A 26,598-nucleotide genomic window follows, 5' to 3' on the forward strand; every position below is an offset into this window, starting at 1 on the left:
GCGAGATTTAAGGCGTGTCGAGTGCCGCCGGGTTCACCACATTGGTGCGATCGATGTCGCGTTGCGTGAGGACCACGACGATGTTGCGCGCGGCCTCGACGCCGGTCCGCGTGATCGATGCACCGGTTTGGGCTGCGATATGCGGCGTCACGATCAGGTTCGGCGCCTGCAGGATCGGCCTGTCTTTCGCCGGCGGCTCCTCCGCCAGCGTGTCGAGGCCGGCACCGGCGAGATGGCCGCTGCTCAGCGCCGCGCACAGCGCGTCCTCGTCGACCAGCGCGCCGCGCGCGGTATTGATCAGGAGGGAGCCAGGCTTCATGGCGTTGAGCCGCCCGGCATCGATCATGCCGCGCGTCGCATCGGTCAGCGGCGCGTGCAGGCTGACGATGTCGGAAACCGCGAGCAATTCGGCGAGATCGGCGGCTTCGCGCGCCAGTGCCGGATCGACACGGCCTCTGGTTCGGCCGAGCGCGACGACGCTCATGCCGAGCGCGGCCGCCGCGCGCGCGACGTGCCGGGCGATGCGGCCGAAGCCGACCAGGCCGATCGTGCGGCCGCGGACTTCGCGGCCGCGATAGGTGGCGCGGTCCCAGGCACCGGAATGGGTTCGCGCGTTCAGGCCGACGACGTCGCGCCCGAGCGCGAGGATCAGCGCGATGGTGTGCTCGGCAACCGCGGGCGCATTCGCGTCGCCCGCGACCATCACCAGCACGCGCTTGGCTGTTGCGGCATCGATATCGACGCTATCGACGCCGGCGCCGTGCTTTGCGATCACGCGCAGGTGCGGATTGCCGGCGATGGTGGCGGCGGAGAACACCGGATTGCCGCGCATCAGGATCGCCTGCGTCGGCGCCCGCGCCATCTCGTGCGTGAGACGTTCAGGAGTGACGGCATCGCGCATCAGCACGACATCTGCACCGATCTCGCTGAGGACATTGACGGCAGCCGGCGCGAGGCTGTCGCCGGTGACGAGAACGCGAAACGGAACGGTCATCTTCTATCGTCCGCTGCGATATTGCATGGCTGACCCGCTGCGAGCGCCGCGCCGTCGTGCCTGAACCTGACGCATTTCGCGCGCTTCTCCCTTGGAGGACTGGTGATTTCGCGCGAAGATCGGGAAACGGCCCCGTGAGGTCAAATACCTTGTTGACCCCCGACTTATAGGGAATCGGAATAAGCGATGGATTACAGGCAGCTTCGTTACTTCATCGCGGTAGCCGAAGAGCTCAGCTTCAGCCGCGCCGCCAAACGCTTGCATGTCAGCCAGCCGCCGCTGAGCACGCAGATCAAGGCGATGGAGGAAGAACTCGGCACGCGCCTGTTGGCGCGCACGCGGCGCGCGGTGGAACTGACGCAGGCCGGGCAGTTGCTGCTGGAACATGCGCGGCGTGCGGTCAGCGAGCTCGATCTGGCGTCGGAGACGGTGCGTCGTGCGGCGCGCGGCGAGGCCGGGTTGATCCGGGTCGGCTTCACCGGCTCGGTCCCGATGCTCGACATGTTCGCCGAGCTGTTCCGCAGCTTTCGCGCCAGCTATCCGCGGGTGAAGATCGAGCTCAGGCACATGTCGACGGCAACGCAGCTGCGCGCGCTTGCCGACGCCGAGCTCGATGTCGCGATCATGCGCCCGCCGCTCGATTTCAGGCCGGCGGCCGATCTGCAGGTCCATGTGGTGTGGCGCGACCGGCTGATGGTGTTTTTGCCGCTGGATCATCCGCTGGCCGGCGCGAAGGGCGCGCTCGAGATGGCCGACCTTGCCGAGCATGAATTCGTCGGCATGGCCGAGAGCGGCTGCGGTGTCGGCGATCAGGCCGCGATGCTGTGCCGGCGGGCGGGCTTTGCCCCGCGCGTGGTGCAGGAGGCGCATGAGCTGCGCACCGTGCTCAGCCTGGTTGCGGCCGGGATTGGGCTTTCGATCCTGCCGTCCTGCTACCAGCAGGCCGGCGTGATGAATGTGGTGGCGAAGCCGCTGGACACGCCGGATGCGGAGAGCCGCATGCTGGTGGCGATGCGCTCCAACGCTTCGCTGCTGCCGCGCCGGTTCGTCGAATGCGCGCTGCAGGCGGCGTCGCGCAGCGCACCGCCGCTCGTTCAGGGGGTTGCGGCAGCGGGTCGTTGATCGTGCCGCACGCCCTATACTTTCGTCGGCCGTAGTCTTCCGGCATCCCGTCTGGCCTTGCTCTTGCATCGTTCAATGTCAGGTGCTGGGGCGCGGATGTGTCGTGTTCTCGCCTGCGGCGGCAGCGTCGCAGACGAGCAGTCTGTGACGCGCGCCCGCAGCTGGATCGACGCTTACGGAGACGACGACATGCACGCCATCACGCGTGCGGCACTGCTGCTCGGGACGATGTGGCTGACACCGCCGACCCTGGCGCGGGACGATGGCCGCTACGCCAATTCACCGCTGAAACCCTGGTTTGAAAGCCTGCACAGCGGCTATGGACAATGCTGCTCGGATGCCGACGGCTATGTGGTCGCCGATCCCGACTGGGAGTCGGACCATGGCCATTATCGCGTGCTCATCGACAATGAATGGGTTGTCGTGCCGAACGAGGCCGTGATCACCGAGCCGAACAAGATCGGGCGCACCATGGTGTGGAAGCACTATATCGACGGCCACCCGCGCGTGCGCTGCTTCATGCCGGGCAGCATGACCTGAGGCGCATCGTCCGGGCTGCAACTCAGGCCGGCGGGACGAACACCCGGTTCGGGAATGCCTGCTCGACGACGTCGAGAAACGCGCGAACCTTTGCGCCGACCAGCCGTCGCGAGCTCTGCAGCGCCCAGATCTCGACCGGAGGTCTGGCATCCGTTCCCCAATAGGCAAGCCGGCCCGCGGCAATGTCGTCATCGACCAGCAGCTTCGGCAACAGGGCCGCGCCGGCGCCTGCGAGCACCGCATCGCGCATCATCAACATCGACGAGAGACGCAGCATCGGCCGCGGCTTGAGCATCAGCTCATCGTGTTCATGTCGGATGCGCCAGACCGTGTCCGGCGGCGTCTGCGACATCACAACGGCATCGACGGAGATGCCATCCGGATCGCGCGCGGAGGCCGTCGGTCGTTGCCGACCGGGATGCGCCACGACCAGCAGCTCGTCATGCAGGAAGCGGCGGCCGACGAGACGTTCATCCGGTGACGGGTTGATGCGGATGACAAGGTCATAGCCGTCTTCCACCGGATCGACCAGGCGATCCTCGGCGACGATCTCGAGCTGGACGTCGGGATAGGCGTGCGCAAAGCGCGCACCGATCCGGCCGAACGCGACATGGGCGAGCAAGACCGGCGCGCTGACCCGCAAGCGGCCGCGCGGCGTCGACGCGCCGAGCACCACGGCTTCGCCGGCCTCGGCGATGTCGGACAGCGGACCGCTGGTGCGCTCGTGCAGCGCGCGGCCCTCGTCGGTCAATCGCAGGCTCTGCGAACCCCGCTCGATCAAGCGGACGCCGAGACTCTGTTCCAGTTCGGCGACGCGGCGGGACAGCGTGGCCTTGGCCCGTCCGGAAGCCCGGCTGGCGCGGCCGAGCCCGCCATGCGCGGCCACCAGATTGAAATCGGCGAGTGCCTGAAGGTCCATCGAACTGTTCCATATTCGAAACGGCCTGTTCAGATAATGCCATCTCCAAAGGAAAATTGGAACGTCTAGCTTCTCCGCAGCGGCAGACGATCTGCCGCAACAAAGGAGTTATTCGACATGACCATTCTGGTGACAGGCAGCACGGGCACCATCGGCACCCAGGTTCTCAATCATCTCGCCGGTCAGGGCGTCGAGGTTCGGGCCCTGACGCGTTCGCCCGGCAAGGCGCAATTTCCGCAGCACGTGACGGCGGTTCGCGGCGATCTTGCCGACGTGGATTCGGTCCGTGCGGCGCTCGTTGGCGTCAGCACGCTTTTCCTGCTGGTTCCGAACGCCGCCGACGAACTGACGCAGGCGATGCTGACGTTGACTGCCGCGCGCGAGGCCGGCGTCAAGGGCATCGTCTATCTCTCGGTGTTCAAGGGCGAGGCCTATGCGGACGTGCCGCATTTCGCCGGCAAGCACACGGTCGAGCGGATGATCGAGGCGCTCGATCTTCCCGCGACCATCCTGCGTCCGTCCTATTTCATCCAGAACGATCTTCGGCTGAAGGAGCCGCTGCTGAACTTCGGCGCCTACGGCATGCCGATCGGTGCGAAGGGCATTTCGATGGTCGACATCCGCGATATCGGCGAGGCGGCCGCGATCGAGCTGCTGCGCCGCGAGCGCGCGTCCGCACCGCTGGGCCGCGAGACTTACGCGCTGGTCGGCCCCGACGTCGTGACCGGCGAGGGCGCGGCTGCGATCTGGCGCGATGAGCTTGGCCGCGCGATAAGCTATGGCGGCGACGATCTCGCGGCGATGGAGCAGCGTTTCAAGGCAGCGATGCCGGCATGGCTCGCGCTCGACATGCACCTCATGTTTGGCCGGTACCAGAGCGACGGCGCGGTCGCGACGGCCGAAGAGCTGGCACGCCTGACGAAGCTGCTCGGCCGCGCGCCGCGGGCCTATCGCGATTTCGCCCGCGACGCCGCCGCGCAGTGGCGCAAGGGCTAGCTGCGAATGAAGGCTTTACAGCGAAGCAAGCGCTTCCTTCACCTCTCCCCGCGTGCGGCAGGGGTGTCCGGGGAAATTCAGGCATAGCGGAGCTCCATCTGGTCAGGTGAGATGGTTGATTTCCGACGGCTGGGGTTGATGGGCGGAGGTTTGTCGATGGCAGCGAGGGATCGACGCGTGAGCAGGAGCTGGCCGACGAGTTCGGCGAACCTGAGCGGGAGCATTTTGATGCAGTTGGTGTGAGCGGCGATGCGCAGCAGCAGGTAGGCAATCATCGCAGCGAGCACCTGAAGGCGGATCGCGTTGTCGTTGGCGCCGAGGAACTTGCGAATATCGAGATGCTGCTTGATCCAGCGGAACAGCAGCTCGATTTGCCATCGGCTCTTGTAGAGGGCGGCGATCTCGACGGCGCTACGGGCAAGGTCGTTGGTCAGGAGTGTGATCTTGCCGCCTTTCTCGCGTCTGATCTTGATGCGGCGGAGCGGGATTGGAAGGCGCGAATCGCCCTTGCTGGTGAGCTTCACCTCGTCATCGGCAAGGATTTCGAAGCCATCCCCGTTACGCTTGCGGATGGCGCGATGCCTGAGCGAGCGAAGACGGATGCTCGTCTTCGCCCGGGTAACGAAGAAAGCCTTGCTATCATTGATCTTCTGCCACCAGTCGAAACGGCAATAGCCCTTGTCAAACACATAGGTGGTGGCGGGCTGGATTGGGGTCTGTCGGCCGATCTCGATGTCATTGACGTTCGCGGCCGTCATCTCGACGCAGGTCGGGACATCGCTCCTTGGGTCGTAGACGACATGCAGCTTCATGCCGCGGATGCGGCCGTTCCACGTCGCCCAACTGCAGACCTTGCCGAGCGGGATCGGACTGGCGTCGATCAGACGCACCATCTCCATGCCTTCACTCCGCAGCTGGCGACGCGCCATCGCCGACAGCGCCGCAAAGGTTTGCGCGAAAATGCCGATCGGACGGCGGGCATTGGCATCGGACAACGTCGAGCGCGACAGCTTGCCGGTTCCCAAGTGATAGTGATGCTGCGAATTGGCGTTGAAGCCAGTCACCACCCCGCGCAGACTGCTGTTGCCGCTAAGCTGGGCATAGATCAGCGCCACCAGCTGATCCCAGCTCCTGAACGACTTGTCGTAGGCATCCCCGTCCAGACGATCCACAACCGTCTGAAACTGCCGTCGATTGATCGGTTCAAGCAGCCTTCCAAAAATGCTACCGCGATATCGCATGCTCGGCCCTCTGTGTCTCGACAACCAGAAAAGACCGATTTGCCTCGGTCCTGCCGAGCATGCACCGCGACACAGTGAATCATTCCCCGGACACCCCTGCGCGTGCGGGGAGAGGTCGCATCGCATCGAAGATGCGATGCGGGTGAGGAGGAGCCTCCGCGAATTTTTCTGGCTCCGTTGACGTGGTGACAGCCCCTCACCCCAACCCTCTCCCCGTAAGAACGGGGCGAGGGAGCGCAGTTCCGTTGCGGCCGCCAAGCGAACACGATGTCTAGTTGCTACGGCGCACGAGGAAGCGCGTGACCACGCCGCCAAGCGTGGCGTGGTCGAGCGGTTCGGTGAGCGAGGTCTTGGCGGCTTCGATCAGGGCATCCGGCGCGCGGCCGCGATGCAGATCGCACAGCGCGTCGGCATAGTCGGCGGTGAATTCCGGATGCGGCTGCACCGACAGCGTCGTGCCGTTGGCGTAGAGCAGGGCGGCGTGCGGCGTGAACCCGGACGACAGGATGGTGCGCGCTGAGGCGGGCGGGTCGACCACCTGGTCCTGATGCGAGCAGGCGACGGCGATCGTCTCGCCGTCGATCAGCCCGTTGTCCGGCGCGATCCGATAGACATGGCGCCCGATGCCCCAGCCTTTCTCGGATTTGCGCACCGTGCCGCCGAGCGCCTGCGCGATCAGCTGATGGCCGAAGCAGACGCCGACAGTCGGAATGCGCTTGTCATGGGCCGTGCGCACGAAGGCTTCGAGCGGCGCGATCCACGCGACGTCGTCGTAGACGCCGGCGGCCGATCCCGTGATCAGGATCGCATCCAATGCGACCGGATCCGGCAGCGTCTCGCCATTGGCGAGGCTGACGACGTCGCAGCCAACAGATGGATCGGCGGTCGCCACCATCCGCTGAAACATCTGCGGATAGCTGCCGTGGCGCTCGCGGGCTTGCGGGTTGACGAGCCCGGTTTCGATGATGGTGATGCGGGGCATGGAACGCGCTGACGGATGAGCGGGGACGCCTCAGCCTTTACTCCGAAAGCGCCAATGGCGACAAGCTGCGCGTGGGCGGTTGCCGATCAATTCCGCGACGGTACCGCCGCGTCGATCGTGGCGGTGTGCTGCGCTGTCGGCGCCGGCGTCGTTGCGACGATCACGGGCTCGGTGCGGTAGCGCGGCAGCTGATCCTCGAGCGAGTAGCCGACGCAGAGCGCGAGGCTCGACCAGACCGCCATGCTGAAATACAGCGACATCCAGGCGATCTCCTCGCGCCATTCCGCGATGTCATGGGTCACGACCCAGCGCCGGCTGACGTCGCGCAGGCCTTCCAGCGGATGCAGCAGCGTGCCGCCGGCGGCGAGGTTGGCGCGCCAGCGATTCAGATACATCGGGACGTCGACGGTCATCAGGAAGGCGAGGAAGCCGGCGATGCCGACGATCGCGACGACGAAGGCCCAGCGCACCGGGCCATGAAACTCCGGCAGCAGCCGGCACAGCGCAATGCCGACCAGGAAGAACACCAGCGCCCAGATCGAGTTCTCGATCGCGTTGCAGAGATAATGGGTGGTCAGCACCGCATACCAGGAGAAGCATTCCGCGATCACGATCAGCGGCACGATGATCCAGGCGATGGTCACGGTGGTCTCGGCGCCGGTCATGGTGCCGAGCTGATGCAAAATGATCGCCCATTGCGCGGCGAAGCAAACCTCGGCGACGGTGGCGACGGTGCGGCCGACCACGACGCTCGACAGCCAGGTGTCGAACAGGCAGATGCGCTGCACGTCGGCGCGCGGCAGGACCGAGCGGAAAGCACAGCCGAACACATAGGCCGCGCATAGCAGCATCATCAGGCCGATGCCCGAGGTGTTGCTGAAGCTGCCATTGGCCTGTTCATTGAACTGGCGGTAGAGCGCGAACCAGATCGCGATGTTGGCGGCGCTGACGAGGCTCAGGAAACCCCACCACCGGACCACTGGATTTGACCAAGCCAGCGAAACCGGCCGTGCCCGCCACTCCATGCTCATTCACCGCTCCGCGTGTAACCGAATTGATATTGAACTGTAGCAATTCTGTCATAGAAGGCGGCGAATCACGAACTAAAAATTGCGTGTGGGAGCGAGCCGGGCAGATCCGATTGTGACAGTGCCCGATTGTGACAGTGTCCGATTGTGACAGTGCGCGATTGTGACAGTGCGTGGTGGTGCGTGACCGTCAGCCGCGCAGCGCCGTCTCGGGAATGGTGCGGCGGACCACTTCGCGCATCGCGAAGCTGGAATGGATGCGGGCGACGCCCGGCATCCGCGACAGATGCTGTTTGTGGATGCGCTCGAAGTCGGCGATGTCGCGGGCGATCACCTGCAGATGATAATCGTCGCTGCCCGACATCAGATGGCAGGACACGACGTCGGGACAGCGTGCGATCGCGGCCTCGAAGGCTGCGAGATAATCCTCGCTCTGCTTCTCCAGCGTGATGGTGACGACGACGGTGGTCACGAGGCCGAGCGTTGATGGTTCGAGGTCGACGCGATAGCCGCGGATCACGCCGATCTCCTCGAGATGGCGGATGCGTCGCGCGCAGGCGGTCGGCGACAACCCGACCTTCTCGGCAAGCTCGATCTGGCTGGCGCGGGCATCGCTGACCAGCTCGGCGAGGATTCTGAGGTCGATACGATCGAGACCGTCCACGCAGATTTCCTTCAAGAGCTGAGCTGAATGCGAAGGATATGGGCGTATTTGGCTGTGAGCAAGCCGGAAATCGCTGAGAAACGCCATGTGACGGGGCATAGCCTTGACGACGGCGGAAACGAATCCTTCAAGGAGCGGACCATGCGCATCGGCGTGCCCAAGGAAATCAAGGTCGAGGAATATCGGGTCGGGCTGACGCCTGCCTCGGTGCGGGAATATGTGGCGCACGGCCACGAGGTCGTGGTCCAGCGCGGCGCCGGTGACGGCATCGGTGCCGGCGACGAGGTCTACACCCTGGCCGGCGCGCGGATCGCCGATACCGCCGAAGAGGTGTTTTCCGTCGCCGAGATGATCGTGAAAGTGAAGGAGCCGCAGCCGTCCGAATGGACCAGGCTGCGCGAGGGACAGATCCTCTTCACCTATCTGCATCTCGCGCCCGACGTGCCGCAGACCGCGGGTCTGATCGCCTCCGGCTGCACGGCGGTGGCCTATGAGACGGTGACCGACGCACATGGCGGACTGCCGCTGCTCGCGCCGATGAGCGAAGTCGCCGGGCGGCTCGCGATCGAGGCCGCGGGCGCCGCGCTGCGCAAATCCGCCGACGGCATGGGCAAGCTGCTCGGCGGCGTGCCCGGCGTTCCGCCGGCGCGGGTTGCGATCATCGGCGGCGGCGTGGTCGGCACCCATGCGGCGCGGATGGCGGCAGGGCTCGGCAGCGACGTCACCATCCTCGACCGCTCGTTGCCGCGGCTCCGCGCGCTCGACGATCTCTTCCTCGGCCGCGTCCGCACCCGTTACGCCACGCTGGAAGCGATCGAGCAGGAGGTCTTCGCGGCTGATGTTGTGATCGGCGCGGTGCTGGTGCCGGGCGCCAGCGCGCCCAAGCTGGTGTCGCGCGCGCAGCTTGCAGGCATGAAGCGCCGCGCGGTGCTGGTCGACGTCGCGATCGACCAGGGCGGCTGCTTCGAGACCTCGAAGCCGACCACGCATCAGGCGCCGACTTACCTCGTTGACGACATCGTGCATTATTGCGTCGCCAACATGCCGGGCGCGGTGCCGGTCACCTCGAGCCACGCGCTCAACCACGCCACGCTACCGTTCGGCTTGGCGCTGGCCGCGAAGGGACTGCGCGCGCTGGTCGAGGATCCGCATCTGCGCGCCGGCCTCAACGTCCATCGCGGCCGCATCACCAACCGCGCCGTGGCCGAAAGCCAGCATCTGTCGGCCGTGATGCCGGAAGAAGCGCTGGCGTCGTAGGAAATTCGAAAGATCTAACTGCAGCGCGGGTCCCAACCTCCCCTTGAAAAGGGGAGGTCGCTTTGCTCGCCAGAGCAAAGCGGGTGGGGATCAACTCTCTCCACATAGAGCGTCGCCTGCGGCTGACCCCCATCCCGACCTTCCCCCTTTCAGGCAGGGGTGTCCGGGGAAATTCAGGCATAGCGGAGCTCCATCTGGTCAGGTGAGATGGTTGATTTCCGACGGCTGGGGTTGATGGGCGGAGGTTTGTCGATGGCAGCGAGGGATCGACGCGTGAGCAGGAGCTGGCCGACGAGTTCGGCGAACCTGAGCGGGAGCATTTTGATGCAGTTGGTGTGAGCGGCGATGCGCAGCAGCAGGTAGGCAATCATCGCAGCGAGCACCTGAAGGCGGATCGCGTTGTCGTTGGCGCCGAGGAACTTGCGAATATCGAGATGCTGCTTGATCCAGCGGAACAGCAGCTCGATTTGCCATCGGCTCTTGTAGAGGGCGGCGATCTCGACGGCGCTACGGGCAAGGTCGTTGGTCAGGAGTGTGATCTTGCCGCCTTTCTCGCGTCTGATCTTGATGCGGCGGAGCGGGATTGGAAGGCGCGAATCGCCCTTGCTGGTGAGCTTCACCTCGTCATCGGCAAGGATTTCGAAGCCATCCCCGTTACGCTTGCGGATGGCGCGATGCCTGAGCGAGCGAAGACGGATGCTCGTCTTCGCCCGGGTAACGAAGAAAGCCTTGCTATCATTGATCTTCTGCCACCAGTCGAAACGGCAATAGCCCTTGTCAAACACATAGGTGGTGGCGGGCTGGATTGGGGTCTGTCGGCCGATCTCGATGTCATTGACGTTCGCGGCCGTCATCTCGACGCAGGTCGGGACATCGCTCCTTGGGTCGTAGACGACATGCAGCTTCATGCCGCGGATGCGGCCGTTCCACGTCGCCCAACTGCAGACCTTGCCGAGCGGGATCGGACTGGCGTCGATCAGACGCACCATCTCCATGCCTTCACTCCGCAGCTGGCGACGCGCCATCGCCGACAGCGCCGCAAAGGTTTGCGCGAAAATGCCGATCGGACGGCGGGCATTGGCATCGGACAACGTCGAGCGCGACAGCTTGCCGGTTCCCAAGTGATAGTGATGCTGCGAATTGGCGTTGAAGCCAGTCACCACCCCGCGCAGACTGCTGTTGCCGCTAAGCTGGGCATAGATCAGCGCCACCAGCTGATCCCAGCTCCTGAACGACTTGTCGTAGGCATCCCCGTCCAGACGATCCACAACCGTCTGAAACTGCCGTCGATTGATCGGTTCAAGCAGCCTTCCAAAAATGCTACCGCGATATCGCATGCTCGGCCCTCTGTGTCTCGACAACCAGAAAAGACCGATTTGCCTCGGTCCTGCCGAGCATGCACCGCGACACAGTGAATCATTCCCCGGACACCCCTGCCTTTCAGGGGGAAGGAGAAGACAGATATTTAGTCCGAATGCTTCGCTTCATCCGGGCTACGGCTCCGTCATCCGCACGACGCGTTATGCGTCCCAAGAGGTCATTTCTCAACGAATCTTGGCCCGGCTTCATCTGTCAATTCTTTCAGCCGGCTCTGCATGACATCAATGATCTGCGCGCGCTTTGCCGCGATACGTTCGATCGGGCCGCCAATGCCGATGGCGAGCGGAGCGCGTCGCTTCGGCAGGGGAACGAGCATGCCTATTGTGTTTGCGCCCGGCGTCGTGCGGCCGCCTGTCTCGGAAAAGCCGCGGCGGCGAATGCGCTCGACCTCTTCGAGAAAGGCGGATTCGCGAACGCGCGCCGACTGACTCGGCTCCTCGGCATTGTTGCGCCGGATAATGCCGCGAATTTTGGTGTTCGGCATTTGGCTCAGCAGCACATGTCCGAGCGCGGTCCGCACCATCGGTCGTATTTGACCGGCTTGTGCCGTGTACTGAAGCTGAGAGCCGCCGGGGACCACGTGTAGATATTGCATCCCGGCCGCGCCGGCCTGTTGTCCAAGCATGACGGTTTCGCCGCCCGTTGCGGTCCAGAGTTCCTCCATCAGATCGGTGAGCTTGGTATCACGGAACGGAGAACGACGGATCCAGTCACCCAGCAAATTGACCCGGTAGCTCGGGATGAAGAGCCGGGTCTTTCGCTCGTATTCCAGGTAGTTCAATTCAACGAGACAGCGAAGCAATACGGACGTGCTCGATTGGGGCATCTCCAGCGCGGACGATATTTCAGTCACGGAAGCAGCCCGCTTCGTTTTCCGAAAGAACTCCAGAACTGCAAACGTCCGCATGGCCGATTTGACGATGGCCGTCTTATTCGGATTCGGCATGGCTGGCTCCTCGGTGGGTCAAGTACCGCACCTCCATCACATATGTGATGTTAGGGCAAAACTGCTTCACTTGACGACAACTTTGGCCCAGATTGGCGCCAATAAGATCAAGCCGCATGGAAACGCACAGAGCAGGGGAAGGCGGATGCCCGGCCGAAGTTTGCTCGAGAAGATCTGGGACCAGCATGTCATTGCTCGCCTCAGCGAAGACACAGACCTCCTTCATATCGACCGCCATCTGCTGCACGATCTCGGCGGCTCGCGGGGCCTGCTCGATCTCAAGAGCCGGGGCCTCAAGGTCCACAATCCCGAACTGACCTTCGCAACGCCGGATCATGCGCTGTCGACAGCGCCCGGCCGCGCCGGAACCAGCAAGATCGGCATGGAATTGCTGGCCGCGCTGCGGGCCGAGACCTCGGCGAGCGGCATCACGCTGTTCGATGTCGATCAGCCCGGCCAGGGCATTGTCCACGTCATCGGTCCGGAACTCGGCTTGAGCCTGCCGGGCGCGACCATCGTCTGCGGCGACAGCCACACCTGCACCCATGGCGGCTTGGGGGCGCTCGCCTTCGGCATCGGATCCAGCGAGCTCACCCATGTGCTGGCGACGCAGGCGCTGATCCAGCGCCGTCCGAAGACGCTGCGGGCGCGCTTCGAGGGCAAGCTGCCGCTCGGCGTCACCGCCAAGGACATGATCCTGGCGCTGATCGGCCATATCGGCGCCGCCGGCGGTACCGGCTATGCGGTCGAATATGCCGGCAGTGCGATCCGCGCGCTGCCGATCGAGGGCCGGCTCACGATCTGCAACCTCTCGATCGAGCTCGGCGCCAAGATGGGAATGGTGGCACCGGACGAGAAGACGTTCGAATTCCTGCGCGGCCGTCCCTATGCGCCGCAAGGCGAGATGTGGGATCTCGCGGTGAAAGCGTGGCGCGAACTGCCGAGCGATCCCGACGCGGTGTTCGACCGCGAGGTCGTGATCGATGTCGAGAAGATCATCCCGCAGGTGACCTGGGGCATCAGCCCCGAGCACGTCGTCGGCGTCGACGGCGTGATTCCCGACCCGAAGGCGGTCGACGATCCCTTGCGGCGCGCCGCGATCGAGACTGCGCTCGAGTATATGGGCCTGCAAGGCGGGGCGCCGATCGCGGGCACGCCGGTCGATTGGGTGTTCATCGGCTCCTGCACCAACAGCCGGCTCAGCGATCTGCGCGCCGCGGCCGAGGTTGCGCGCGGCCGCAAGGTCGCGGCCGGGGTCCGCGCCTGGGTGGTACCAGGCTCGGAGAACGTCAAGCGCGAGGCGGTCGCCGAAGGGCTCGACAAGATCTTCATCGACGCCGGCTTCGAGTGGCGCGAGCCGGGCTGCTCGATGTGCCTTGCCGCCAATGGCGAGGTGGTGGCGCCCGGGCAGCGCTCGGTCTCGACCTCGAACCGCAATTTCGTCGGCCGGCAGGGGCCGCGCGCGCGGACGCATCTGGCGAGCCCCGCGAGTGCCGCAGCATCCGCCATTGCCGGTGCGATCGCCGATGTCAGGATGATGGGACGCTAGAGTATGCCAAAACCGTTCGACAAGCTCACCGCAACCGCCGCGCCGATCATGCGCGGCAATATCGATACCGACGTCATCATCCGCATCGAGCGGCTGGTGGGCAATTCGATCCGCGGCACGCTCGGTAAATGGGCGTTCGGCTCGCTGCGCTATCTGCCCGACGGCTCGGAGAATCCGGAGTTCATCCTGAACCGCGAGCCGTACCGCGAGGCGGAGATTCTGGTGACCGGGCCGAATTTCGGCTGCGGCTCCTCGCGCGAGGGCGCGGTGTGGTCGCTGCAGGAGCGCGGCATCCGCGCCATCATCGGCTCCGGCTTCGGCGACATCTTCTTCGCCAACTGCTTCCAGAACGGAATCCTGCCCGTCATCGTCGACAAGGCGGTGGTCGATCAGCTTGCCGCCGACATCGAGGCGACGCAGGGCGCGGGCAAGGTCTCGATCGACCTCGAGGCCCAGACCGTCGTCTCGCCGTCGGGCGCGCGGCATTCGTTCGAGATCGATCCGCGGCGGCGCGAGGGGCTATTGAAGGGGCTCGACGAGGTGGCGCTGACGCTGCAGCGCGACGACGAAATCCACGCCTTCCAGGCCTCCGACCGCGCGGCGCGGCCATGGATTCATTCGACAACGACACCCGCTTCAAGGACACCGGCATGAGCACGCAATCCAACATGGTCAAGGTCGCCGTCGTCGGCGGCGAGGGCATCGGCCCCGAGGTCACCGCGCAGTCGCGTCGCGTGCTCGACTGGTTCGCGGCGAAGCGTAATGTGCCGATGACGCTGCGCGAGGCGCAATACGGCCTGATCCCGTATCTGGCGACCGGCAAGGTGCTGCCCGAGGACACCGCCGAGGCGATGGACGAGGCCGATGCGATCCTGTGGGGTGCGACCGGCGGGCCGGAGACCACCGAAGTGCCGGCCGCAGCACGCAAGGCCGGCAGTCTGCTGGGCCTGCGCAGTAAATACGATCTTTATGCCAATCTGCGACCGATCGTGGCGAGCCCGGCACTGTCGGCCTCCGCGCCGCTTAAGGCCGAGGTGCTCGACGGCGTCGACTTCGTCATCATTCGCGAACTGACCAGCGGCATCTATTTCGGCGAGCCGCGCGGCATCGAGACGCTGCCCGACGGCCAGCGCCGCGGCTTCAACACCGAGCAATACACCACGAACCAGATCCGCCGCGTGGCGCGCTCGGCCTTCGAACTGGCGCGGACCCGGCGCAACAAGGTCTGCTCGGTCGACAAGGCCAATGTGCTGGAGACCAGCGTGGTCTGGCGCGAGGAGGTGATCAAGCTGCACAAGGAGGAGTTCTCCGATGTCGAGCTGAACCATCTCTATATCGATAACGCCGCGATGCAGATCGTGCGCGAGCCGCGGCAGTTCGACGTGATGGTGACCGGCAACATCTTCGGCGACATCCTTTCGGACTGCGCGGCGATGGCTTCGGGCTCGCTCGGCATGCTGCCGTCGGCCTCGCTCGGCCCGGTCGATCGCTTCGGCCGACGCAAGTCGCTCTATGAGCCGGTGCATGGCAGCGCGCCCGACATCGCGGGCAAGGACATCGCCAATCCGCTCGGTTCGATCCTGAGTGTCGCGATGCTGCTGCGCCTGACGCTGAACCGGCCGGAGGACGCCGACCTGCTCGAGAAGGCGGTGCAGACCGCGCTGGCCTCCGGCGCACGCACGGCCGATATCGCCGAGGCCGGGGCGAAAAAGCTGTCGACCGTGCAGATGGGCGATGCGGTGCTCGGCGCGCTCGACAAGATCTCGGCGAAGGAGCACGCGTGATGGCGCGCCTCACCATGCCCAATGTTTCGAGGCGATCGGCGCTGACGGTCATCGCCGCCGGCGGCGCGGCGCTGGCGACCGGGCGTGCGTGGGGGCAGGCGGCCACGGGTCGCGCGATCTATCCGGTCGCGGTGCCGGTCTATCAGACGCAGTTCGTCGCCGACCGTATAGGCTACTTCAAGGAGGCCGGGCTCGATTGCAAGCTGGTGCAGGGCGGCAGCGGCGTGAAGACCCGCGAGATCATCGCCTCGTCGCAGGGCGATATCGGCATCGGCGACGTCACCCATCCGATGCAGCTGACCAATCACGGCCGCGCCGCGCGCGTGCTGTTGCCGGTCGACACGCGATCGAACTCGGTGATGTTCATTATCCGTAAGGACCTGAAGGACCAGGGCATCAACTCGCTGGAGGCGTTCACGCAATGGAAGCGGCCCGACGGCCGCAAGCCGATCGTCTCGGTCTCCTCGCTCGGCGGCACCAACCATGTCTGGTCGTCCTACTACATGGAAACCATGGGGCTCGACGACAAGGTGACCTGGATCGGCACCGGCAATGTCGACACCATGCTGGGATCGCTGAAGTCGAAGCAGGTCGATATCCTCGTCAGCTCGCTGTCGCTGTTGAACGAGGCGCAGCAGCAGGGTTGGGGCGAATTGCTGTTCGACGGCACCGATGAGGCGATCTGGAACAAGCATATCGGCGGCAAGGTGCCGGTGACGGCACATTTCACGCTGCAGGCCACCATCGACAAGGACCCGGCCAAGATGCAGGCCTATGTCACCGCGCTGTGGCGGGCCTCGCAGTGGATCAAGACCCACAAGCCGACCGAGGTCTATGACGCCATCGAGCCCTATGTCGGCAGCACCTCGCGCGACGCCAATCTGCTCGAGATCACGGCGATCCAGAAGGTCGCGGACTACGAGGGCACGATCGATGCCGCGAGCTTCGCGCGCGGCGAGAAGGTCTGGTTCCGCGAGATGACCGGCATCAAGCCGCTCAAGATCGCCGACGTGGTCAACTCCAACCTGATCGAAGCGGCGCGAAAGGCCTATCCGGGTTGAGCGCGCTCGAGACAAGCGCAACCGTGTCGCCGCGCGCCTCGGCCGATCGCCGCGTCGAGGTCAAGGGCCTGAGCAAATCGTTCCAGCTCGCCAAAACCACGATCGAGGCGGTCCGCGACGTCACCTTCGACGTCGGCCGCGGCGAGTTCGTCGCGCTGCTCGGGCCGTCGGGCTCCGGCAAGAGCACCGTGCTCAACATGATCGCCTCGCTGATCCGCCCGACCGGCGGCGAGATCCTGATCGACGGCAAGCGCGTCGCCGCCGGCAAGGCGACGCCCAATGTCGGCTACGTCTTCCAGCGCGACACGCTGTTTCCGTGGCGGACCGTCGGCGACAATATCGGCTACGGGCTGGAGCTATCAGGCGTGCCGGCTCACGAACGGAAGGAGCGCATCGCCGAATGCGTCGCGCAGGCGGGCCTGAAGGGATTCGAGAACGCTTATCCGTCGGCGCTGTCGGGCGGCATGCGCCAGCGCGCGGCGTTGATGCGCACTTTGATCGTCGAGCCGCAGATTCTCCTGATGGACGAGCCGTTCGGCGCGCTCGACACCCACACCAAGATCGACATGCACGAGGTGCTGCTTCGGATCTGGGAGCGCGAGCAGCAGACCGTGCTGTTCGTGACCCACGATCTCGGCGAGGCGTTGACATTGGCCGACCGCATCATCCTGTTCTCGGCGCGGCCGGGCCGGATCAAGGACATGTTCGAGGTCGATTTCGACCGCCCGCGCGATGCGGTGAAGGTGCGCGAGACCCCGCATTATGCCGAGATGTTCCAGCACATCTGGCATTCGCTGGGCGAGGAATTCGTCAAGGGCCGCAGCACATGAAACGGTACGGCACGCTCGGCACGGTCGGCTGGCAGGTCCTGATCTGCGTTGTCGTGCTGTCAGTCTGGCAATGGGGCTACGACCTCCGCACCAAACTGCCCTGGCTGGTGCCCGACCTGCTCGATCCCTACTTCATCTCGAAGCCGTCGATGATCTTCGATAACTTCCTGATCCAGAGCTGCCTGACCTCGAAGCTCGGCGCCTTCAACAGCTGGTTCAACGGCGACTTCGGAAAGTGCCTGGCGCGCAACGAGAACAACCTCTGGGCCGCGACCGCCATCACCCTGAAGAATACCTTCTTCGGCTTCGTCACCGGCGTGGTCAGCGGCTTCGTCGCCGGACTGATCCTGGGACGATCCGATCGGCTGAGCGCGATCTTTCAGCCCTTCATCACCGCGGTGAATTCGATCCCGCGGATCGCGCTGGCGCCGATCATCGTGCTGGCATTCGGGATCGGCGACATGTCGAAGATCGTGACGTCGTGGATCGTCGTCGTGTTCCTGGTGTTCTTCAACACATTCGAGGGCGCCCGCTCGATCGACGAGGGTTTCACCAACGCGGCGCGGCTGCTCGGCGCCAGCGAGTGGCAGATCACCAGGACGGTGGTGATCCCCTCGACCATGGCCTGGGTGTTCGCCTCGCTGACGCCCGCGATCTCCTTCGCGCTGATCGGCGTGATCGTCGGCGAGTTCATCGGCGCCGAGCGCGGCATCGGTCGCCTCATCATCGAATCGGAGGCGCGCGGCGAGGCCTCGGGCATGATGGTTGCGGTCGTGGTGCTGATGCTGGTCGGCGTGGTGCTGTCGGCGATCATCTGGCGGCTGCAGGCCTATCTGTTGCGCTGGCAGCGGCAGCGCAGCGCCGAGTAGGCCGCGGGCCGTGGCGACGTCGCATTTGCCGCCACGGCCGGGCTGGATCTAGGCTGCATTTTCCGATGGCGAGGTCTCGCCGTCGAGCCAGTCCTGTTCCTTTGCCAGCGCGCGCCAAGCCGCTTCCATTCGCTTGAAGCGATTGTAGGTCGGCCCGTCGTCGGCACGCTCGGCAAGTTGCGCGCAGTTCTCCGCATTGTCGCGGAAGTGCTGTGACTGTTTCATGGAACGTCCTCCTATTAGTTAAGGACGTGGGACATCAATTCAGGCTATTCAACGCGTGGAACATGGGTATTTCGCCACACAGATGAATGCCTGTTCAGCGAGTTCCCGGCGCGATATTTCGCAACTGAGCGTGAGCAATTGCAGCACGGTCGATACAGGAACGGTGCGTCGCACTCGACGTTCCTCCTTCACGTCGCAACTGGAGGAGGAGAAACGGCATGAGGACGTATCTGCTAACCGCGGCCATGGTGACCGCGATCGCATCGCCTGTGTTCGCCGATGATATCGGTGTCCGCGCAGGTCCCGTCGGCGCAGGCGTAACGGTTGGTCGGGCACCCGAATATCGCGATCGCGATCGTGATCGCACCACGGTGATCAGGGAGCGTGAGCCGCGCCATGACCGGACCACGGTCATCAAGAAGCGGGACGAATTCGGCAATCGCAGCAAGACCGTCATCCATAACGACGACGATTGACGCCAACTCAGGCGATCTTGTGTGAGCATGAACGTCCGTCGCTGACCTCGTCACGGCGGACGTTTGCTTGGTGCCCCAGGCATGGAGCGACGATGGCGGCCGAGACGGAGCTCAAATTCCACGTTCCCGCGCGCAAGCTCAAGGGACTGAAGAAACCGCTGGTCGCCGGCAGCAAGAGCGGTGCACCATCCGAGAGCGATCTCGTCTCGACTTATTTCGACACCGCGAAGCACAAGCTCAAGCGGCACGGACTGACGTTGCGCGTGTGGCGGGATGGCGGCAACTATGTTCAGACTATCAAGTCGGGAGCGGGTCCGCAGTTTGAACGGGGCGAATGGGAGACTGACCTAGCGGACGGAAACCTCAACCTCGACAAGGCTGAAGGCACGCCGCTCGAAGACCTCGCGTCTGGCAGGCTGGGTCGCAAGCTGAAGCCGGTGTTCGAGACGTCGGTGCGGCGTATCACCGTGCCGCTGCGGACCAAACGCAGCGAGATCGAACTCGCGATCGATCGCGGCTGCACCACGGCCGGGCACCGTTCGCGCCGAATCGACGAGGTCGAACTCGAGCTCAAGAGCGGCCGCCCGCTCGACCTGTTCCGGGTCGCCAGGGCGCTGGAGCGGAAGGCGGCGGCGGAGCTCGATCTGCGTTCGAAAGCCGAACACGGCTATGAACTTGCCGATGGCGAGGAGCATGTCGTCGTCTCCGCCGGGAGCATCGTGCTCGACGCCGGACTTACCGCCGGCGCGGCGTTTCGGGTAATCGCGCGCGCCGCGCTTCGTCATTTCTCGTCGAATGCCGATGCCGTCCGCGAGAGCGAGGCGGAAGGCATTCACCAAATGCGGGTCGGGTTGCGGCGGCTGCGCGCCGCGATCTCGCTGTTCTCGAAGATCCTCACCGTAGCCCCGACGGAAGACATCAAGACGCAGCTGAAATGGCTCACCAACGCGCTCGCGCCGGCGCGCGAGCTTGATGTGTTCGTCAAGGAAGATATCGAGCCAGCATCGCATGACGCGCTGCTGCGGCGCGGCGGCAAAGCGATCCGGCAGGAGTTTTCCGGCCGCCGCGATCGTGCATTTGCCGGCGCGAGGCACGCGGTCAATTCGCGGCGCTATCGCTCCATGCTGATCGACACGTTGCAATGGATCGAGGCAAAGCGGACCATTGCCGCGGAGGACGAAGGCGGTCCGATCGAGGAATTCGCCGCCGCGCTGCTGCATCGCCGCATCAGGAAGCTGCGCAAGGATGGCCGGCGTCTCGACGAGCTGTCGGCCCAGCAGCGGCACAAGGTGCGTATCAGAGCCAAGAAGCTCAGATACGCGATCGACTTCTTCGAAAGCCTGTTTCCGCGCAAGGCCGAGCGCAAGCAACTCGCGCGGCTGTCCAGGCATCTGAAGCGGGTCCAGGATGCGCTCGGCTCGCTCAACGATTTTGTCGCGCACCGCGAGCTGGCGGTCGATGCGGCGCTGAAAGCCCCGCATCGGAAGGAGCGCGCCAGCGCCTTTGCGTCAGGCGTCGTGCTTGGCCGAGAGGAACAGGCGGTCAAGCCGCTGATCAAGGTCGCTGCCAAGGAAGTGCGAGGCCTAAAAACGTTTTGACGACCGGACGTCTATGTCGCTGGCGGTGCCGCCGATTGTCTCTCCCGCTCGGCCGCAGCGATCTGGTTGCGACATTCCTCCGCGTAGGCACGCAGGCGCTCGGCCGTCAACGAGTCCATGCCGGTGCGTGCCAGCCGCTCGGCGCGGTCGGCCTGATCTCTGAGATCATTGATGGTCCGGGTCATGTGTGCCTCCATGCCCAGACAATTTGAATCGAATTGCGACGTTCCCCGGCCGATCAGGACGTGGCTAACGGGTGGTTAAGGAGGCACGGTTGCTCAGGTCACCGGCGCCGGGTTGAACAGCGTCAGATCGTTGTGGATGCCCCAGCGGTCCGACCATGGCTTGGTGCGCCCGCTCGCGACGTCGAGGATCAGGCGGAACAGGTCCCAGCCGGTTTCCTCGATGGTCTTCTCGCCGGTCGCGATGCAGCCGGCGTCGAAATCGATCAGGTCCTTCCAGCGCCGTGCCAGCTCGCTGCGGGTCGCGACCTTGATGACGGGCGCAGCGGCGAGGCCATACGGCGTGCCGCGGCCGGTGGTGAACACCTGCAAGGTCATGCCGGAGGCGAGCTGCAGCGTGCCGCAGATGAAGTCGCTCGCAGGAGTAGCCGCAAACAGCATGCCCTTCTGCCGCGCTTTCTCGCCCGGCGACAGTACGCCCGCGATCGGGCCGGAGCCCGACTTGACGATCGAGCCGAGCGACTTCTCGACGATGTTGGCAAGGCCGCCCTTCTTGTTGCCCGGCGTGGTGTTGGCGCTGCGGTCGGCGCCTCCGCGGGCAAGATAGGCGTCATACCAGGCCATCTCGCGGATCAGCGCGCGGCCGACATCCTCGTTGACGGCGCGGCGGGTCAGCAGCTGGATCGCGTCGCGCACCTCGGTGACTTCCGAGAACATCACGGTCGCGCCGGCGCGAACCAAAAGATCGGCGGCAAAGCCCACCGCGGGGTTCGCGGTGACGCCGGAGAACGCGTCGCTGCCGCCGCATTGCAGGCCGATCACAAGATCGGCGGCCGGGCAGGTCTCGCGCTTGCGGGCGTTGAGCACCGTCAGCCTGGCCTCGGCCTGGGTCATGATGGCGTCGACGATGGCGCCGAAGCCGTCAAAGGCTTCGTCCTGCATCCGCACGATGGCATCGCCGACGCCTTCCGGCACCAGCCGTTCCGGCGCGAGCTTCTCGCAGCCGAGTCCGACGACGAGGATCTCGCCGCCGAAATTCGGATTGAGCGCGAGATTCTGCAGGGTGCGGATCGGCACCACGGCGTCGGGCGCCGTGATCGCGACGCCGCAGCCATAGGCGTGCGTCAACGGCACGACGTCGTCGACATTGGGATATTTCGGCAAGAGCTCGGCGCGGATGCGCTTCACTGCATATTCCATCGTGCCCTTGACGCATTGCACGGAGGAGGAGATGCCGAGGATGTTCTTGGTGCCGACCGAGCCGTCGGGATTGCGGTAGCCCTCGAAGGTGAAGCCCTCGAGCGGCGGCAGCACCGGCGGCACCGCGGTCGCGATCTCGAGCTGATCGAGCGGTGGCGCCTCGGGCATGCGGATGCGTGCCTCGTCGACCCACTCACCGGCCAGGATCGGCGACAGCGCCGTGCCGATCACCTCGCCATAGCGGACGATCGGCGCGCCCTCGGCGATGTCTTCGAGCGCGGTCTTGTGGCCCTGCGGCACGAAAGCACGCAGCGTCAGACCCGAGGCGAAGCGCGAGCCGGCGGGCAGGCCGAAATCATTCACGACGATCGCGACGTTGTCGTGCTCGTTGAGCTTGATGTAGCGGGGCTGCTCCTGCGCGCCGATCGACTGGTCCATGCCGTATTCCTCCTGGCTTCACTTCACCTCTCCCGCTTGCGGCAGGGGTGTCCGGGGAAATTCAGGCATAGCGGAGCTCCATCTGGTCAGGTGAGATGGTTGATTTCCGACGGCTGGGGTTGATGGGCGGAGGTTTGTCGATGGCAGCGAGGGATCGACGCGTGAGCAGGAGCTGGCCGACGAGTTCGGCGAACCTGAGCGGGAGCATTTTGATGCAGTTGGTGTGAGCGGCGATGCGCAGCAGCAGGTAGGCAATCATCGCAGCGAGCACCTGAAGGCGGATCGCGTTGTCGTTGGCGCCGAGGAACTTGCGAATATCGAGATGCTGCTTGATCCAGCGGAACAGCAGCTCGATTTGCCATCGGCTCTTGTAGAGGGCGGCGATCTCGACGGCGCTACGGGCAAGGTCGTTGGTCAGGAGTGTGATCTTGCCGCCTTTCTCGCGTCTGATCTTGATGCGGCGGAGCGGGATTGGAAGGCGCGAATCGCCCTTGCTGGTGAGCTTCACCTCGTCATCGGCAAGGATTTCGAAGCCATCCCCGTTACGCTTGCGGATGGCGCGATGCCTGAGCGAGCGAAGACGGATGCTCGTCTTCGCCCGGGTAACGAAGAAAGCCTTGCTATCATTGATCTTCTGCCACCAGTCGAAACGGCAATAGCCCTTGTCAAACACATAGGTGGTGGCGGGCTGGATTGGGGTCTGTCGGCCGATCTCGATGTCATTGACGTTCGCGGCCGTCATCTCGACGCAGGTCGGGACATCGCTCCTTGGGTCGTAGACGACATGCAGCTTCATGCCGCGGATGCGGCCGTTCCACGTCGCCCAACTGCAGACCTTGCCGAGCGGGATCGGACTGGCGTCGATCAGACGCACCATCTCCATGCCTTCACTCCGCAGCTGGCGACGCGCCATCGCCGACAGCGCCGCAAAGGTTTGCGCGAAAATGCCGATCGGACGGCGGGCATTGGCATCGGACAACGTCGAGCGCGACAGCTTGCCGGTTCCCAAGTGATAGTGATGCTGCGAATTGGCGTTGAAGCCAGTCACCACCCCGCGCAGACTGCTGTTGCCGCTAAGCTGGGCATAGATCAGCGCCACCAGATGATCCCAGCTCCTGAACGACTTGTCGTAGGCATCCCCGTCCAGACGATCCACAACCGTCTGAAACTGCCGTCGATTGATCGGTTCAAGCAGCCTTCCAAAAATGCTACCGCGATATCGCATGCTCGGCCCTCTGTGTCTCGACAACCAGAAAAGACCGATTTGCCTCGGTCCTGCCGAGCATGCACCGCGACACAGTGAATCATTCCCCGGACACCCCTGCGCTTGCGGGGGGAGGTCGGATCGCATCGAAGATGCGATCCGGGTGGGGGCTCTCTCCACGGCATGACACGCGGGGAGAGCCCCCACCCCAACCCTTCCCCGCAAGCGGGGGGCGCAGCACTTACGCGGCTGCATCGCGTCTCAAACTGTCTCAACCCGGGAACGTGTAAGCCGTCTTTACCGTGGTGTAGAACTCGCGGGCATAGGCACCCTGTTCGCGTGCGCCGTAGCTCGAGCCTTTGCGGCCGCCGAACGGGACGTGGTAGTCGACGCCGGCGGTCGGCAGGTTGACCATCACCATGCCGGCTTCGCTGTTGCGCTTGTAGTGCGAGGCGTATTTCAGGCTTGACGTGCAGATGCCCGAGGCGAGGCCGAACTCGGTGTCGTTCGAGATCGCCAGCGCCTCTTCATAATCCTTGGCGCGGATCACGCAGGCCACCGGGCCAAAGATCTCCTCGCGGGCGATGCGCATCTGGTTGGTCGCCTCGGTGAACAGCGCCGGCTGCAGATAGAAGCCGGGCGTCTCGCGGTTCAACAATTCGCCGCCCCAGTGCAGGCGGGCGCCTTCATCCTGGCCGATCTTGATGTAGCGGAGGTCCTGGTCGAGCTGGCTCTGGTCGACCACCGGGCCGACATGCACGCCGCTCTTCAGCGCGTCATCCACCGAGAGCCCCTTCATGCGCTCGGTCATCGCGGCGACGAAGCGGTCGTGAATCCCCGCGGTGACAATCAGGCGCGAGGACGCCGTGCAGCGCTGGCCGGTCGAGAAATAGGCGCCGTTGACCGCGACCTCGACCGCGACCTTCACGTCGGCGTCGTCGAGCACGACCAGCGGGTTCTTGCCGCCCATCTCGAGCTGGAACTTCTTCATGGGGTTGGAGAGCACGCAGGCCTGAGCGATCTTGCGGCCGGTCTGCACCGAGCCGGTGAAGGAGATCGCGGCGACATCGGGATGATCGAGCAGAGTCTGGCCGACCACCGAGCCCGAGCCGACCACGAGGTTGAAGACCCCCGCCGGAATGCCGGAACGCGCGATGATCTCGGACAGTGCATGGGCGGAGCCCGGCACCAGCTCGGCCGGCTTGAACACCACCGTGTTGCCGTAGCAAAGCGCCGGCGCGATCTTCCACGCCGGGATTGCGATCGGGAAATTCCACGGCGTGATCATGCCGACGACGCCGACGGGCTCGCGGGTGATCTCAACGTCGAGGCCGGGGCGCACCGATGCGCCTTTCTCGCCCAGCAGCCGCAGCGCTTCGCCGGCGAAGAATGCGAAGATTTGTCCGGCGCGCGCCACCTCGCCGATGCCTTCCGGCAGCGTCTTGCCCTCCTCGCGGGCGAGCAGGCGGCCGAGCTCTTCCTTGCGGGCGAGGATTTCGACCGAGATCCTGGTCAGCGCGTCGAAGCGTTCCTGCGGCGTCGAGCGCGCCCAGGTCGGGAATGCGGCCTTCGCGGCGGCGATCGCCTTTTCGGTCTGCGCCTTGTCGGCCTTGGCGTATTCGCCGACGACATCGGTCGTGTTGGAGGGGTTGATGTCCCGCGTGATGCCTGTTCCGTCGACCCATTCGCCGGCGATGAAGTTCTTCTGGTGAGCGGTCATGTTTCCAACCTTTCTTGTTAGCGCACGAGGCAGGGACGCTTGTCGTCGAAGGTCCACCCCTGGATCAGGAACTGCATGGCCAGCGCGTCGTCGCGGGCGCCGAGACCATGCTGTTTGTATAGCGCGTTCGCGGCCTCGATGGCACCGCGATCGAGCTCGATGCCGAGGCCCGGCCGATCCGGGATCGCGATCTTGCCGCCCTTGATCTGCAGCGGCTGGCGCGTCAACGCCTGGCCGTCCTGCCAGATCCAGTGGGTGTCGATCGCCGTCACCTTGCCGGGCGCGGCGGCGCCGACATGGGTGAACATCGCCAGCGAAATATCGAAATGGTTGTTGGAGTGCGAGCCCCAGGTCAGGCCGTTGTCGCGGCAGGTCTGCGCCACCCGCACCGAGCCCTGCATGGTCCAGAAATGCGGATCGGCGAGCGGAATGTCGACCGCACCAAGCCGCAATGCGTGCGAGAGCTGGCGCCAGTCGGTCGCGATCATGTTGGTCGCGGTCGGCAGCCCGGTGGCACGGCGGAACTCGGCCATGATCTCGCGGCCGGAGAAGCCGGCCTCGGCGCCGCAGGGATCCTCGGCATAGGCGAGCACGCCATGCATGTTGCTGCACAGCCGGATCGCCTCGTCGAGCGACCAGGCGCCGTTCGGGTCGAGCGTGACGCGCGCCTTCGGGAAGCGTTTTGCAATTGCGGTGACGGCCTCGATCTCCTCTTCGCCCCTGAGCACGCCACCCTTGAGCTTGAAATCGGCAAAGCCGTAATGCGCCTGCGTCGCTTCGGCGAGGCGCACGATGGCATCCGGCGTCATTGCAACCTGATGGCGCAGATCGAACCAGTCGGGCTTGCCGGTCTCGCCCTCGACGTAAGGCAGGCTGGTCTTCCTGCGATCGCCGACGAAGAAGAGATAGCCGAGCGTCTCGACGCTGGCGCGCTGCTGGCCTTCGCCAAGCAGCGCCGCGACCGGGAGATTGAGATGCTGGCCGAGCAGGTCGAGCAGCGCGGATTCCACTGCGGTGACCGCATGGATGGTGACGCGGAGGTCGAAGGTCTGCTTGCCACGGCCGCCGGCGTCGCGATCGGCGAAGGCCTGGCGCATCGAGGCCAGGATGTTGTTGCAGGCGCCGATGGTCTGGCCGACGACGAGGCCGCTTGCGTCCTCGAGCGTCTTCTTGATCTTCTCGCCGCCCGGCACCTCGCCGACGCCGGTGTGGCCGGAGTTGTCGGTGAGGATAACGAGGTTGCGGGTGAAGAACGGCGCATGCGCGCCGCTCAGATTGAGGAGCATGCCGTCGCGGCCGGCGACCGGGATCACCTCCATCGCCGTGACAACAGGTGCGCCGGCAAAGCCGGTGCGGATCGTGTCCTGGATCATCTGCTCCTCCCTTCGTCCTT

General features: G+C 64.9%; 26 protein-coding genes. 12 read left to right on the forward strand and 14 right to left on the reverse strand.

All coding sequences use genetic code 11. From position 1 onward, the window contains the following. Nucleotides 1–7: 7 nt before the first annotated feature. Nucleotides 8–994: an NAD(P)-dependent oxidoreductase gene (locus tag ACVIYL_RS16885; RefSeq protein ID WP_456779213.1), complete on the reverse strand. Its 987-nt coding sequence runs from the start codon at nt 992–994 to the stop codon at nt 8–10. A 186-nt stretch (nt 995–1,180) separates the two neighbouring features. Between ACVIYL_RS16885 and ACVIYL_RS16890 the strand changes: the two genes are divergently transcribed. After that, nucleotides 1,181–2,116: a LysR substrate-binding domain-containing protein gene (locus tag ACVIYL_RS16890; protein WP_456779214.1), complete on the forward strand. Its 936-nt coding sequence runs from the start codon at nt 1,181–1,183 to the stop codon at nt 2,114–2,116. Between the two features lie 189 nt (nt 2,117–2,305). Beyond that, entirely contained in the window at nt 2,306–2,656 is a 351-nt protein-coding gene (locus ACVIYL_RS16895) for a hypothetical protein (protein WP_310882750.1), read from the forward strand. Between the two features lie 22 nt (nt 2,657–2,678). Here the strand turns inward: ACVIYL_RS16895 and ACVIYL_RS16900 are convergent, their stop codons facing one another. Then, entirely contained in the window at nt 2,679–3,575 is an 897-nt protein-coding gene (locus ACVIYL_RS16900) for a LysR family transcriptional regulator (protein WP_456779215.1), read from the reverse strand. A 117-nt stretch (nt 3,576–3,692) separates the two neighbouring features. Here ACVIYL_RS16900 and ACVIYL_RS16905 point away from each other — a divergent pair, with 117 nt between their 5' ends. Then, nucleotides 3,693–4,571, forward strand: a complete 879-nt coding sequence (locus tag ACVIYL_RS16905; RefSeq protein WP_456779216.1) for an NmrA/HSCARG family protein — start codon at nt 3,693–3,695, stop codon at nt 4,569–4,571. A 77-nt stretch (nt 4,572–4,648) separates the two neighbouring features. Here the strand turns inward: ACVIYL_RS16905 and ACVIYL_RS16910 are convergent, their stop codons facing one another. The 4 genes from ACVIYL_RS16910 to ACVIYL_RS16925 all read right to left on the reverse strand — a co-directional run bounded on the left by ACVIYL_RS16910 (nt 4,649) and on the right by ACVIYL_RS16925 (nt 8,501). Then, nucleotides 4,649–5,812, reverse strand: coding sequence for an IS4 family transposase (locus ACVIYL_RS16910; RefSeq protein WP_456777639.1), 1,164 nt, complete (start codon nt 5,810–5,812; stop codon nt 4,649–4,651). Nucleotides 5,813–6,083: 271 nt separating this feature from the next. Next, nucleotides 6,084–6,794, reverse strand: coding sequence for a type 1 glutamine amidotransferase (locus ACVIYL_RS16915; protein WP_456779217.1), 711 nt, complete (start codon nt 6,792–6,794; stop codon nt 6,084–6,086). A gap of 86 nt (nt 6,795–6,880) precedes the next feature. Further along, the gene (locus ACVIYL_RS16920) at nt 6,881–7,819 is read right to left on the reverse strand and encodes a hypothetical protein (RefSeq protein ID WP_456781842.1); all 939 of its coding nucleotides are present in this window, start codon (nt 7,817–7,819) and stop codon (nt 6,881–6,883) included. Between the two features lie 193 nt (nt 7,820–8,012). After that, the gene (locus tag ACVIYL_RS16925; protein WP_057017008.1) at nt 8,013–8,501 is read right to left on the reverse strand and encodes an Lrp/AsnC family transcriptional regulator; all 489 of its coding nucleotides are present in this window, start codon (nt 8,499–8,501) and stop codon (nt 8,013–8,015) included. A 126-nt stretch (nt 8,502–8,627) separates the two neighbouring features. Between ACVIYL_RS16925 and ald the strand changes: the two genes are divergently transcribed. Beyond that, a complete protein-coding gene (gene ald, locus ACVIYL_RS16930) occupies nt 8,628–9,743 on the forward strand; it encodes an alanine dehydrogenase (protein WP_456779218.1) in 1,116 nt (371 codons plus the stop codon). 173 nt (nt 9,744–9,916) lie between these two features. Here the strand turns inward: ald and ACVIYL_RS16935 are convergent, their stop codons facing one another. Both ACVIYL_RS16935 and ACVIYL_RS16940 read right to left on the reverse strand, forming a co-directional pair. Next, the gene (locus ACVIYL_RS16935; protein WP_456777639.1) at nt 9,917–11,080 is read right to left on the reverse strand and encodes an IS4 family transposase; all 1,164 of its coding nucleotides are present in this window, start codon (nt 11,078–11,080) and stop codon (nt 9,917–9,919) included. A 200-nt stretch (nt 11,081–11,280) separates the two neighbouring features. Next, nucleotides 11,281–12,069 carry an IclR family transcriptional regulator gene (locus ACVIYL_RS16940; RefSeq protein ID WP_456779219.1) on the reverse strand — a complete coding sequence of 263 codons (789 nt, stop codon included), beginning with the start codon at nt 12,067–12,069 and terminating at the stop codon, nt 11,281–11,283. 145 nt (nt 12,070–12,214) lie between these two features. Here ACVIYL_RS16940 and leuC point away from each other — a divergent pair, with 145 nt between their 5' ends. Genes leuC through ACVIYL_RS16970 form a run of 6 tightly spaced genes read left to right on the forward strand, consistent with a single transcriptional unit; the run spans nt 12,215 to nt 18,162 of the window. After that, a complete protein-coding gene (gene leuC / locus ACVIYL_RS16945) occupies nt 12,215–13,618 on the forward strand; it encodes a 3-isopropylmalate dehydratase large subunit (RefSeq protein WP_456779220.1) in 1,404 nt (467 codons plus the stop codon). 3 nt (nt 13,619–13,621) lie between these two features. Continuing rightward, nucleotides 13,622–14,272 (forward strand): 3-isopropylmalate dehydratase small subunit, encoded by a 651-nt coding sequence (gene leuD, locus ACVIYL_RS16950; RefSeq protein ID WP_057016901.1) that lies wholly within the window; start codon nt 13,622–13,624, stop codon nt 14,270–14,272. Further along, nucleotides 14,269–15,402: a 3-isopropylmalate dehydrogenase gene (gene leuB / locus ACVIYL_RS16955; protein ID WP_456781843.1), complete on the forward strand. Its 1,134-nt coding sequence runs from the start codon at nt 14,269–14,271 to the stop codon at nt 15,400–15,402. The genes leuD and leuB overlap by 4 nt, the downstream gene beginning before the upstream one ends. Beyond that, the gene (locus ACVIYL_RS16960; RefSeq protein WP_057016902.1) at nt 15,402–16,463 is read left to right on the forward strand and encodes an ABC transporter substrate-binding protein; all 1,062 of its coding nucleotides are present in this window, start codon (nt 15,402–15,404) and stop codon (nt 16,461–16,463) included. Before leuB ends, ACVIYL_RS16960 begins: the two co-directional genes overlap by 1 nt. After that, nucleotides 16,460–17,293, forward strand: coding sequence for an ABC transporter ATP-binding protein (locus ACVIYL_RS16965; protein ID WP_456779221.1), 834 nt, complete (start codon nt 16,460–16,462; stop codon nt 17,291–17,293). Before ACVIYL_RS16960 ends, ACVIYL_RS16965 begins: the two co-directional genes overlap by 4 nt. Beyond that, entirely contained in the window at nt 17,290–18,162 is an 873-nt protein-coding gene (locus tag ACVIYL_RS16970) for an ABC transporter permease (RefSeq protein WP_057016904.1), read from the forward strand. Before ACVIYL_RS16965 ends, ACVIYL_RS16970 begins: the two co-directional genes overlap by 4 nt. A 48-nt stretch (nt 18,163–18,210) precedes the next feature. Here the strand turns inward: ACVIYL_RS16970 and ACVIYL_RS16975 are convergent, their stop codons facing one another. Then, nucleotides 18,211–18,387, reverse strand: coding sequence for a hypothetical protein (locus tag ACVIYL_RS16975; RefSeq protein WP_168857282.1), 177 nt, complete (start codon nt 18,385–18,387; stop codon nt 18,211–18,213). A gap of 218 nt (nt 18,388–18,605) precedes the next feature. Here ACVIYL_RS16975 and ACVIYL_RS16980 point away from each other — a divergent pair, with 218 nt between their 5' ends. Further along, a complete protein-coding gene (locus ACVIYL_RS16980) occupies nt 18,606–18,863 on the forward strand; it encodes a hypothetical protein (RefSeq protein WP_057016905.1) in 258 nt (85 codons plus the stop codon). A gap of 92 nt (nt 18,864–18,955) precedes the next feature. Continuing rightward, the gene (locus tag ACVIYL_RS16985; RefSeq protein ID WP_456779222.1) at nt 18,956–20,461 is read left to right on the forward strand and encodes a CYTH and CHAD domain-containing protein; all 1,506 of its coding nucleotides are present in this window, start codon (nt 18,956–18,958) and stop codon (nt 20,459–20,461) included. An 11-nt stretch (nt 20,462–20,472) separates the two neighbouring features. On the opposite strand, the gene ACVIYL_RS16990 is transcribed toward ACVIYL_RS16985, so the two are convergent. The 5 genes from ACVIYL_RS16990 to gudD form a co-directional block, all read right to left on the reverse strand. Beyond that, entirely contained in the window at nt 20,473–20,646 is a 174-nt protein-coding gene (locus ACVIYL_RS16990) for a hypothetical protein (protein WP_456779223.1), read from the reverse strand. A 93-nt stretch (nt 20,647–20,739) separates the two neighbouring features. Next, nucleotides 20,740–22,281 carry a galactarate dehydratase gene (gene garD / locus ACVIYL_RS16995; protein ID WP_456779224.1) on the reverse strand — a complete coding sequence of 514 codons (1,542 nt, stop codon included), beginning with the start codon at nt 22,279–22,281 and terminating at the stop codon, nt 20,740–20,742. A 61-nt stretch (nt 22,282–22,342) separates the two neighbouring features. Further along, nucleotides 22,343–23,506 (reverse strand): IS4 family transposase, encoded by a 1,164-nt coding sequence (locus ACVIYL_RS17000; protein WP_057015126.1) that lies wholly within the window; start codon nt 23,504–23,506, stop codon nt 22,343–22,345. A 250-nt stretch (nt 23,507–23,756) separates the two neighbouring features. Then, nucleotides 23,757–25,205 (reverse strand): aldehyde dehydrogenase family protein, encoded by a 1,449-nt coding sequence (locus ACVIYL_RS17005; RefSeq protein ID WP_229192817.1) that lies wholly within the window; start codon nt 25,203–25,205, stop codon nt 23,757–23,759. Nucleotides 25,206–25,222: 17 nt separating this feature from the next. Then, on the reverse strand, nt 25,223–26,578 hold the full coding sequence (gene gudD, locus ACVIYL_RS17010; protein WP_456779225.1) for a glucarate dehydratase: 1,356 nt from the start codon (nt 26,576–26,578) through the stop codon (nt 25,223–25,225). Nucleotides 26,579–26,598: the final 20 nt, after the last annotated feature.

The sequence above is a fragment of the Bradyrhizobium sp. USDA 3315 genome (genome assembly GCF_054056795.1).